The organism is Heyndrickxia acidiproducens DSM 23148 (assembly GCF_000374345.1).
In the GTDB taxonomy this organism is placed as follows: domain Bacteria; phylum Bacillota; class Bacilli; order Bacillales; family Bacillaceae_C; genus Weizmannia; species Weizmannia acidiproducens.
In genome coordinates this window covers 1-10,815 of sequence record NZ_KB894043.1, presented here as the reverse complement: position 1 = coordinate 10,815, position 10,815 = coordinate 1, and the positions used below count along the sequence as shown (strand labels likewise).

General features: G+C 45.5%; 12 protein-coding genes. 3 read left to right on the top strand and 9 right to left on the bottom strand.

The annotated features are described in order from the left end of the window. Positions 1-372: 372 nt before the first annotated feature. Together C232_RS0117175 and C232_RS0117170 are read left to right on the top strand one after the other, a co-directional pair. Complete coding sequence (locus C232_RS0117175; protein ID WP_040400263.1) at positions 373-843, top strand: matrixin family metalloprotease; 471 nt, start codon at positions 373-375, stop codon at positions 841-843. Between the two features lie 24 nt (positions 844-867). Further along, on the top strand, positions 868-1,527 hold the full coding sequence (locus C232_RS0117170) for a hypothetical protein (RefSeq protein ID WP_018665359.1): 660 nt from the start codon (positions 868-870) through the stop codon (positions 1,525-1,527). Between the two features lie 518 nt (positions 1,528-2,045). Here the strand turns inward: C232_RS0117170 and pcp are convergent. From pcp to nfsA, 9 genes are all read right to left on the bottom strand, one after another. After that, complete coding sequence (pcp, locus tag C232_RS0117165) at positions 2,046-2,693, bottom strand: pyroglutamyl-peptidase I (RefSeq protein ID WP_018665358.1); 648 nt, start codon at positions 2,691-2,693, stop codon at positions 2,046-2,048. A 13-nt stretch (positions 2,694-2,706) separates the two neighbouring features. After that, entirely contained in the window at positions 2,707-3,660 is a 954-nt protein-coding gene (locus tag C232_RS0117160; RefSeq protein ID WP_018665357.1) for a DUF979 domain-containing protein, read from the bottom strand. Next, the gene (locus C232_RS18915; protein ID WP_018665356.1) at positions 3,657-4,367 is read right to left on the bottom strand and encodes a DUF969 domain-containing protein; all 711 of its coding nucleotides are present in this window, start codon (positions 4,365-4,367) and stop codon (positions 3,657-3,659) included. Before C232_RS18915 ends, C232_RS0117160 begins: the two co-directional genes overlap by 4 nt. A gap of 69 nt (positions 4,368-4,436) precedes the next feature. Continuing rightward, positions 4,437-5,204, bottom strand: coding sequence for a LamB/YcsF family protein (locus C232_RS0117150; protein ID WP_018665355.1), 768 nt, complete (start codon positions 5,202-5,204; stop codon positions 4,437-4,439). Continuing rightward, a complete protein-coding gene (locus C232_RS0117145; RefSeq protein WP_018665354.1) occupies positions 5,201-6,214 on the bottom strand; it encodes a 5-oxoprolinase subunit C family protein in 1,014 nt (337 codons plus the stop codon). The genes C232_RS0117150 and C232_RS0117145 overlap by 4 nt, the downstream gene beginning before the upstream one ends. Beyond that, on the bottom strand, positions 6,211-6,918 hold the full coding sequence (gene pxpB, locus C232_RS0117140) for a 5-oxoprolinase subunit PxpB (protein WP_018665353.1): 708 nt from the start codon (positions 6,916-6,918) through the stop codon (positions 6,211-6,213). Before pxpB ends, C232_RS0117145 begins: the two co-directional genes overlap by 4 nt. Positions 6,919-7,212: 294 nt before the next feature. Next, positions 7,213-7,734, bottom strand: a complete 522-nt coding sequence (locus C232_RS0117135) for a ribonuclease H-like YkuK family protein (RefSeq protein WP_018665352.1) — start codon at positions 7,732-7,734, stop codon at positions 7,213-7,215. Between the two features lie 79 nt (positions 7,735-7,813). Beyond that, the gene (locus tag C232_RS0117130) at positions 7,814-9,148 is read right to left on the bottom strand and encodes an amino acid permease (protein ID WP_018665351.1); all 1,335 of its coding nucleotides are present in this window, start codon (positions 9,146-9,148) and stop codon (positions 7,814-7,816) included. A gap of 178 nt (positions 9,149-9,326) precedes the next feature. Continuing rightward, positions 9,327-10,073, bottom strand: a complete 747-nt coding sequence (gene nfsA, locus C232_RS0117125; protein WP_018665350.1) for an oxygen-insensitive NADPH nitroreductase — start codon at positions 10,071-10,073, stop codon at positions 9,327-9,329. Between the two features lie 403 nt (positions 10,074-10,476). On the opposite strand from nfsA, the gene C232_RS0117115 reads away from it, so the two are divergent. Further along, positions 10,477-10,815, top strand: a 339-nt coding sequence (locus C232_RS0117115; protein ID WP_018665348.1) for a dihydroxyacetone kinase subunit DhaK, incomplete at its 3' end; no start/stop codon positions are given.

Below are 10,815 nucleotides of genomic sequence, written 5' to 3'. Positions count from 1 at the left end.
CAAAATCGCCTCCAAGAGGGCATTTATGCCCGATTCTTTTGAATCGCCAAGAAATAATTGATGCAAAAGTTGTTCATCTAGAGTAATCTGTAATTGAGCCATCCCTGAATCTCTCCTTTAGAAGTTGTTTTGGTTAACTCTATTCTAACTGAGATGACGGGCTCTGGCTCATTTTCTATGAAAAAATGATAGAGACGGCGAGAGAAATGAAATCCCGCTGTTTTTCTGGAGGGGGCTGGCCAACCCCCTCCAGAAAAACAGCCCCTATACTCCATATTCCCTCATATTCAGATAACCCTTTTTACACAATTATACGGACTTAACTGGAAATTGATGAGGAATAAATTTAGTAAGGGTATTAGTAAGGGTATTATGGTGGCAATTTTTACTATGCTGTTGCTTATACCAGTCACTAATGCTTCAGCAGCAGCAAAATTATTGTCATGGGATTTAGTCGATTCAGGGAAACATATGGATTGGGATGGAGGCACAAAATATCAATCATATTTTAATTCCGGAGTAAGTGTTTGGAATGGTTATAAGAAAGGAGTCATCAGGAAAGATACAGCCACTAGAGTACAAGATGTAAAGATATCCGACTACACGGTTAAATCAAGTACGGCAGGAGTTACATCATCGGCTGGCACTATAAAGTTTAACAAATATACAATGGATAAGCTTTCAGGTACAAAAAAGAAAAATGTGGCTATTCACGAATTAGGTCATGCGCTTGGATTAGCCCACAATACTTTAAAAGATGTTATGTACAAATATGTTTCTACTAAAACAAAGCTAAGCTCTAACGATAAAGCCTCATACAATGCAGCTTATAAAAGATACTAAACTTATGGAAAGGATGCTAAAAATATGAAGCATACGATAAAAAGGTATACTATCCTTACATTATTTTTCACAATGATACTTATCCTATCGACAGCATGTTCTAGCACTGAAAAAAACGTTTCATCGGACAATAGTGAATTACAAACTATAACACTAGATGGTACTTTCGTAATAGACGTGGATAACCCTAAAGAAACGGTTGGGGATGCAGATTATGTTTTTTTAGCAAATGTTGATGAAGTTATTAGCACTGAACAAAAACATCAAGAAACCATGGAAACAGAACATGGAACAAAGGTAGTTTCAACTCCATACACTAACTTTAACGTTACCGTATTAAAAAATATTAAAGGAAATTTAAAAACAGACACTCCTATTCCACTTCAAAAAGCAGGGGGAATCAGTGCAGACAATTCATCCTTGGTTTTATATGAAGATGACAGTCTGCCCGAAGTTGGAAAATCTTATGTATTTTTGGCTTACGCACAAGATGATGGATCATTATTAGTGTCCGGTCCAAATTCCAATATATCGGTATCTAGCATTGATAAGTTTGCTAAAAGTAAAAACGTCAATTATGTAGCTGAAACTTCCGATGTTATTTCTGAATATGAGCTTGCTTATAAAAATCAGCAAGAGACCAGTCGAGATAGATCTATTTCTGATTATGAAATAAAAAACTGAATATTTTAAATCCCATCTAAAATGCTTATGTCTAGTCAGTTTCATCCCGATACTTAAATGGAGCAACGAAAAAACCTAATTTCTCAATTCTACTTAGAAATTAGGTTTTTTAATTTCCTTAACATTTTAATACGCATTTTCCTAACACTACCCCAGTGCTGGCTCAATAGGTCCGCAATACTCATACAGATAGGAATATTTTATTGGTAAATACACCTTTGATATGGCGAAATTAAAAAACTTAAAATCACTGCGTCCTAGCAACCAATAAAATGAAAGCCAAAAAATTCCTTAACGTAGGAAAATCGGCTTTATTTATGCTGAATTTTGCTTAGCGTATGTTTTCCGCGTTTTGTTGGTAGGACCCCAAATAATGGATCCGCTTTGTCGATCATAAGAAAAATGAAAGCCCACCCAGGCAGAAAACCGGCATTCCCGGCCGTTCATAAGTGAAATAAAAGCCCGTGCCGGAAGGAAATCCGTGCACGGGCTTTTATAGTGAGAATGAATGGTGGTGCTTAGTGCAGGGCACCGCCAACGTCTACAATATCCTCTGTTTGATTCGCGGATATAACAGCCGCGGTTTCCAAAGCCTTCACGATGAGATCAAGGCTAAGGCTGGGGGCCTGGTTAAATACAGTTTGTGATGGGATATATGGAATATGAATAAAGCCGGCCGGGATGGATTTTGCATTTTTATCCAAATAATGCATGACACCATAAAAAAGGTGGTTGCATACAAATGTCCCGGCAGAGTTTGAAACGGACGAAGGAATCCCTGCGTCCCGCAAACGGCGGACAATGCTTTTGATCGGCAAGGTTGACCAGTATGCCGCCGGGCCGCCTGCTGCAACCGGGGTATCGACCGGCTGCTGCTGTTTATTGTCCGGGATGCGTGCATCATCGACATTGATTGCCACGCGTTCGGGGGTAATTTGTGTGCGTCCGCCGGCTTGTCCGACACAGATGACAACATCGGGCTGGTGGTGTTCAATTGCTTCGATTGCTGTTTGGACCGATTCATAAAAGACTGTCGGCACTTTTTGTACAACGATCTGAACGCCTTCAACCGTTTTGCCATCCAGTTGCCTTATTGCTTCAAGCGCGGGGTTTACTTGATCCCCGCCAAATGGTTCAAACCCGGTCATTAGTACTTTTTTTGCCATTTTTATTTCCCCCCTATTTTACTAAAATGTACATCAGCACAATGTTAAAGGCGAGCGCGAGTAAGGCGGTTGGCACCTGGACACGAATGACATGGTTTTTATCTTTTAGATCAAGTAATGCGGCAGGCACAATATTGAAGTTGGCTGCCATTGGTGTCATTAGTGTTCCGCAGTAGCCTGCAAACATAGAAATTGCTGCGATTTGATTTGGATTTGCGCCGAATCTGTGGACCAAAAATGGGAGGGCAATTCCAGCCGCCATTACTGGGAAGGCTGCAAATGCGTTGCCCATAATCATCGTAAACAGAGCCATTCCCATGCAGAAAACAAATACAATCCAGAAAACAGAGTTCTCAGGAATCATTTTTGTTATGAGTTCCGATACAACAGTTCCGACACCCGCTTTTGTAAAAATCGTACCCAATGTCGCCAATAGCTGCGGGAGGACAACGGCCCAGCCGATCGCTTCAAGCAGGCGCCGTGATTCTTTTATGGTTGTCGCAGGTTTGCTTTTTGTTAAAAACATAGCCGTAATCATCGCGATGATGCATGAAACCCCAAGTGCAACCAAGGTTGGATTTACCGGGTCAAGCAGCGGCAGTTTTCCAATTTTTACATTGACCAGCAGTTTCGATCCGATTACCGTTAAAATTGGAATCAGCAGCGCCGGCAAGAACAGCCAGTTTCCCAGTTGTTTGCGCTTTGCTTCGCGCTGATCCGGTGTGGCTTCACCGTACTCGCCTTTTCTTAAGCCTCCGAGTCCAACAATTACCACCATGGCAATGACCATTAAGCCGATATAAAAAGGCGGAATCACCTTGCCAAAAAGCAATGTGATCGAATAAATCAGATAAAACAGCCCGGAAAGGATCCGCCGCTGATTCATTTTGTCGAAAAATGTGTAAAACGAGCAGCAAAGCCCGATGATACCCATGACGATATAAATCCACTCGGTTGAAATGATCATTTTTCCACCACCTCTTTTTCCGGAATTTGTTCCTGACGTGCGTGGCTTCCCAATTTCTTGTCCAGTTTCCGATCGAAGAGGTGGAGCCTGAACGCATGGACGATGAAGACAAAAATGGCTGTTGGAAGCCCCCAAAGTGCCATGTGAATCGGATCCGTATGAATGCCGTTTTGGTCAAAAAATCCTTTCATTAATAAAATGGCTCCGACTGCGACAAAGATGTCTTCTCCGAAAAATAGCCCGATATTATCTGCTGCAGCGGCCTGGGCGCGGATTTCTTCTTTGTCTTTTTCAGGCACTTCGCCATATTTTGCCTGCGCCGCTCCTTCAGCCATTGGCGCGATTAACGGGCGCACGGTCTGCGGATGGCCGCCAAGGCTGTTTAACCCTAAGGCTGCGCCGATTTCCCGAATCAGCAAGTAAATGGTTAAAATCCGTCCGGCCGAAGCTGCTTTGATTTTCGACACAAGATGTTTGGCCTGGTTTTGCAGGCCGCTTCTTTCCAATAAGCCGATTACCGGCAGCGTTACAATTAAAATCGACATATAACGGTTCGTTGTAAAAGCCTCGCCAAACTGTGTAATCAGTTCTTTTACCGGAAGCCCTGCAATCAGCCCGGTAACAAGGCCCGAGACCGTCACCACGACAAGCGAATTGATCCGCAGTGCAAAGCCGATCACGATTAAAGCGACACCAATTAATACCATTGTCCTTTCCTCCCTTGATGCTTGAATAATCTTGTTGCACGCTCACTACCAAAAGGGAGCAGTGTCTTTTTATAAAAAACATCCGGCATTCTCAATCGTAATGCCTTCATTTTCCAAAGCCGTATGAATCAATGCGGCAAATTCAAGCGCATGTTTCCCGTCACCGTGGATGCAGATGGTGTCGGCTTGAATCGCTACATCTTGCCCCTGTACGGACAAGACCTTTCCTGCTTTGATCATGCGGATAACCTGGTTAACGGCCGTTTCGCGGTTATCAATGAAAGCGCCGGCTTCACGCCTGGATGTCAAGGAACCGTCCTGCTGGTATGTCCGGTCGGAAAATACTTCGCTTGCTGTACGCAGGCCGGCTTTCTTTCCTGCTTTTACCAGTTCTGAGCCGGCAAGGCCGAAAAGAATCATTTCCGGATCGATGCGGTAGACGGCTTCGGCAATGGCTTCTGATAACTGCTTGTCTTTTGCGGCCATATTATAAAGAGCGCCGTGCGGTTTTACATGCTGGATATGGCCGCCTTCCGCTTTTGCAAAGGCAGCAAGGGCACCGATCTGGTAGACAACCATTTCGTAAGCTTCCTGCGCGGAAATCTGCATATTTCTGCGGCCGAACCCTGCTAAATCGGGCAAACCGGGGTGTGCGCCGACTGCAATATTTTTCTCCAGTGCCATGCGTACGGTTTTTCTCATGACAGCAGGATCACCGGCGTGAAATCCGCAGGCAATATTGGCGGATGTAATATAATCCAGAATATCAGCATCCTTTCCTATTGTGTAAGCGCCGAAACTTTCACCCATATCGCAGTTCAGATCAATGCTTGTCATGTGTCCTTCCTCCGTTTCACATTTAGTTCTAACCCGCTTCTCAACATGCCGATTTTCCTTTCCCTTTCGATATAAAGGGATTGGGCCGCCTGCAGGGAAATCTCCGTAAACTGGACTTCATCGCCCGGCTTCAGCTGTGCCATCAGCGGCAGATCAGCCGAAATAACCTGCGCAATTTTCGGGTAGCCGCCGGTTGTCTGCCGGTCTGCCAGCAGTACAATCGGCCGGCCGTCTGGTGGTACTTGTACCGTTCCAAAGCTGACACTTTCCGATAACATGTCCTCCGGCACTGCTTGTCTTAGCTCAGGCCCTTTTAAGCGGTACCCCATGCGGTCGGAATCAGTTGAAATTTTATAGGGGTGATGAAAAAAGTTATACAGGCTTTTGTCTGTAAATAAATGGGCTTGACGCCCCTTGACCACCCGGATGGATGAAGAATCGCTATAATTTGGCATCATGGTTTTTGAAACAGTAAATGAGGCAGCAGCTGTACCGTTCTTTACGGATCCCTCCAGCTGTTCCATGATGATTTTTGAGCGCTCGCCGGGGGGATTGATTTCAATTTCATCCCCAGCCTGCAATGCCCGGCCGTTCCACCCGCCTATTTTTGCCCGTAAATAGGTGGATTGGCTTTTCATGACAAACGGAACCGAAAAACCGCCTGCTACCGCTAAGTAGGCCCTGCAGCCAATTTTTGCCTGTTTGATCCGCAGCTCGCTGCCGCTTTTTACAAGGATCGGCTTCCAAAGTGAAACAGGCTTGCCATTTATGGAAACGTGAAATTGCCCGCCGCAAATGGCAATCAGTGCATCCGCCTGAAATTCAAGAACGGGGCCTGTTAACGTGATTTCCATCGTCGCCATCGTTTCCGGGTTACCTGCCAGCAGATTTGCGATCCGGTGGGCAAATGGATCCATGGCGCCGCTTTGAATAACCCCGTATTTCTGGCAGCCGGTTCTTCCTAAGTCTTGAAAAGTTGTCAGCATTCCCGGTTTTATCACTTTTATCATGGTTCCATCTTCTCCAGTTCCCTGTATTCTTGCGGACTGATGGGAAAGAAACGGATTTTGTCCCCCGCCTGCAGCAAACTGGGCGGGTCATTTTCCGGTTCGAATAATCTTAGCGGCGTGCGCCCGATAATTTGCCACCCGCCCGGCGTTTCGATCGGGTAAACACCGGTTTGGATGCCGGCAATCCCGACAGATCTTTCCGGTATTTTTAAACGCGGTGTCTTTCTTCGCGGGGCAGCAATTTTTTTGGACATGCCCCCGATATAGGGAAAACCCGGTGCGAAGCCAATCATATATACGAGATAATCTCCAGCGGCATGCGTTTCGATTACTTCTTCAGGTGTAAGATGATTCATTCGGGCAACCTCTTCCAGATCAGGGCCGAATTCGCCGCCGTAGCAAACGGGAATATCAACGGTGCGTGTGTGAACAGGATGATTTGCTGGGAGTGCTGACAGCAATTGTATTAATTGCCGTGAAACATAGGTAAAGGGATTCTCTCCGGAAAGATTGTATACTTTGAACGGGTCGTAGATTACTGTGACGGTTGTAAAGGCCGGAATCCATTCACACATCCAGGATGGAAAGTAATCTTCCAATAGAGCAGAAATGGCTTGTACTTTTCTATGGTTCTCAAGGTTCATTTCTTTTCCTGTTTCGATGAGGACAGCGCAGTCGCCTTCAGGGAATAATCGATACTCCAAATGACCACCTCCAAATAGGAACAATCAGGCACTTTTTGAATATTTATACATTTAGTTTTATAATAAGTTATGAATTTATTATTTTATGATAGCAAAAGATTGAGCAATTTTCAAACGTCTGATTCATAACGCTGATAACTCGAACATGTTCGCGAATAAAATTTTATATTCTTTATAATTCGCTGTTGCTTTAAATCGGCGGGGAGCTATTCTAAGATAGTGATTGATGTTTTGGAAAGGGGAATTTATTCACATTTTTAACATAAAAAAGCAGACATGCTGATTAGCGGCTGCCTATTTCGTATACCGGTTCGCATAGCTCGAGGCCACGAACGCATCCGGCTTGATTTTCGGTTCCACACCCATTGATTCCATGCGGGCAGCCATTTCTTTGACAAACTTGCGCGTTTTGTTGCGCTTACCCGCACCGATATCAATGTGGCCTTCCATTGTGAAAGATGCGCCCTCATACAAATAGGGCAGGATAATCTCAATCAGTTCATTCTTTTTCTCTTCCGTAAACAGCGAAACGGTTTCCTCAGTTAAAGACAGTTCCCTGGAGATCCGTTCATGCAAATGGTCCATTCTTCCCGGTATCACCGTTTTCCGGATACATGCCCATACGCCGTGCCGTTCCTGCTGGATCACGATGCCGGTAATAAATAATGTGTACGTCTGATGGACCTGCGAATCGGTGCCAACCATTAAGCGGTAGCTGCCTTTAGGGTCGCGTTTCATAAAGGCGGTGATATGGCTGAACACTTTTTCAAACGGCATGTTTTTTTCCTGAAGGTTCTGAAACAGTTGAGCTTCCATCCCTGCACCACCCATGGCTTTTTCGTCTATTATATAGGATATGGGAGTCTTTTTACATTTGTGCAGGGAAAAGTGGCCCTTATCTTTTGTGCTTGGCCTGGAAGGAAAGGACCATTAACACGGCTAAAATGATCAGGCATACTGTCGTCCCAACCCGGTTTCCCCCGCCAAATACAAATGACAGGAAAATGCCGGACAAAGCCAAAATGGCAATCAGTGTTGTAAGCGGGTAGCCTTTGACGCGGAAAGCAGGGCGCCTTTTATAGGTTTGCCGCAGCTTCAGTTGGGCCGCGCAGATCGCAATCCAGACGAGCAGGACGGTAAACCCGGGAATGGCCATTAGATAGCTGATAACTTGATCCGGTGTGAAATACGATAAAACAATGCCGCACAGAATAAAGAAGGCAGTTAACAGAATACCGTTTTTCGGAATTCCCCTATTTGAGATCGACCTGAATAACTGCGGTGCTTCGCCGGATTCCGCCATCGTGAATAAGGTGCGGGAAGTCGCGTAAATTCCTGAGTTTGCGGCGGACAGTACAGCAGTCAAAAGCACAAAATTCATGACATTTGCCGCGCCCGGGAGCCCTGTACGGCTGAACACCTGTACAAACGGGCTTTCAGCAGAAGAAACCTGGTTCCATGGAATGATCCCGCAAATGATAAGAATCGGCAGAATATAGAAAAGCATCACTCTCACCACGGTTTGTTTGATGATCTGCGGCAGGACCCGTTCGCTGTCTTTCGTCTCCGAAACCGTCACCCCGATCAGCTCGGCGCCGCCATATGAAAACATCACAACCAAAAAGGCGCTGAATGTCCCGCTGATGCCATTCGGAAAGAATCCGCCATGTGCAGTGTAGTTTGAAAGGGTTCCGCTTGTTCCGGGAAGCAGACCGAATAAAATCAGCGCGCCGAGGACAATAAAGGCCACTAAAGTGATGATTTTAATGCCGGCTATCCAAAATTCAAACTCGCCGTAATATTTGACCTCAATTAAATTGACTCCGACAATAAAAGCGCCGCAAACAAAACTGAGAATCCATAGTGGGGCGGACGGGAACCAGTATTTGAGAAAACTCCCGGCTGCGATCAGTTCCACAACGGTGACGATAATCCAGTTAATCCAGTAAAGCCAGCCGACAATAAATGAGATCCGGCTGCCGAATGCTTTATGGATCAGGTGCTGGACATTGAGGCCGGGGTAGACCAGTGCCATTTCCCCGAGCGCTGCCATCACGATAAACAGGAGGATCCCGCCGATGAAATAGGCAGCGGCAACACTTGGCCCCGCGAGGCTGACTGTATCCGAACTCCCTTTGAAAATGCCTGTCCCGATCATCCCGGCGAGGGCAATAAATTGGACATGCCGCGGCGACAGGCCTTTTTGCAGATGATTTTGATTGTTTTTCATGTTAATGACTCACTTCTCTTTTTTGATTGAACGCTTTTAAGCAGTAAAGCGACAATATTTATTGTAACATGTTTTTAAAGGTACGGCATAAAAAATTGACACGCTGCTCAGGTCTGCATTTCTGAACCGGAACAGGTATGCAGAAAAAAACCGCGCTGTAAACAACGCGGAACCAGGCTTATTTTTTATCAAAACCTTGCTTTTGAACGAAATCCTTCATATAAGCTCGGGCCGGTTCTTTGAAAAACTGTGCCATTTGGCCGGTCCAGGTGTCCGAACGTTTTCCGTTTGTCCGTTCTTTATAATATTGTTGAATCCATTCGTTGTATTGCTGTAAATGTTTTTTTAAGTCATCCGCGTTTTCCGGATAGGTTTCTTCATAATAGACATGCTCGGCTGCCATGCGCGGTTTCTTGCCGGACGGGTCAGCCGGATAGCCGATCGTCATGGCAAACAATGGGAGCACATATTCCGGGATATGGAGCAGTTCGGATACTTCCGGCAGATGATTACGCAACCCGCCGACATAGCAGATGCCAAGCCCCATTGATTCTGCGGCCAGGGCGGCATTTTGTGCAGCAAGGGCGGTGTCGATGAGGGCGACCATAAATTTTTCTGTGGTTTGGAGTGTCGCGGTTGCATCTGTACCCTCCATTTCAGCGGCGAGTTTGTGTTTGTTGAGATCCGCGCAAAAAATGAGCAGATGCCCGCAAGTTCCGACATGCCTGTTCCCGGTTAGTTCCGCCAGCTTTTGCTTACGGGCCGGATCTTTTATGCCAATGATGCTGTAGGCCTGGACAAAATGGGATGTTGCGGCTGCCTGTGCACTTTGGACAATGAGTTTCACCTGCTCATCTGTCAGCGGCCGGTCCTGATAATGGCGGATAGAGCGGTGGTTTAAAATGGTTTCAATTACGGGATTCATATTGCAACACTCCTATCTTGATCATGTATGTATGAGGATCGTTTGAACAATACTATAGCACAGGAAAAAACATTCCGCATGCAAGCTGCCCGGTGAAGTACGGTCTGTCAGCAGGCATACATAAAAATGAAGGAAAGAGTAAAAAAGTGGTACATTCCGCTTGTACGGACCGGCGATTGCGCTGACAGGAAAAGATAAAAACGGTACATGTAAACGCAAAATTATTTTCAACGGTCAAAAGTTTTTTATACCTTTCACGGAAATGAAAACGTTATAATGAAAGAAAAGGTTTAAAAAAACAAAGTTCGGGCATAGGAAGGGTGTATGCCCAATTCGGGCGTGCTTCATAACGTTTCTTACATAAAATGGCACGGCCACAAATAAAAGATGGGGGAAAAGCGCCATGAAAAAAATTTTAAATGACCCGAAAAATGTGCTTGATGAAATGCTGCAAGGCTTTGTGTATGCAAATGAAGACAAGGTCGGACGGATTGAAGGAACCGGCGTCATCTACCGCAAGTTTACAGACGAAGGCAAGGTCGGGCTGGTGAGTGGCGGAGGCAGCGGGCATGAACCGAGCCATGCCGGTTTTGTAGGAAAAGGGATGCTGAGTGCGGCTGTCTGCGGGGAAGTATTTACTTCGCCAACGCCGGACCAGATTTTTGAAGCGATAAAAAAAGCGGACCAGGGTGCCGGCGTATTTTTAATTGTGAAGAATTACACGGGTGATGTGATGAATTTT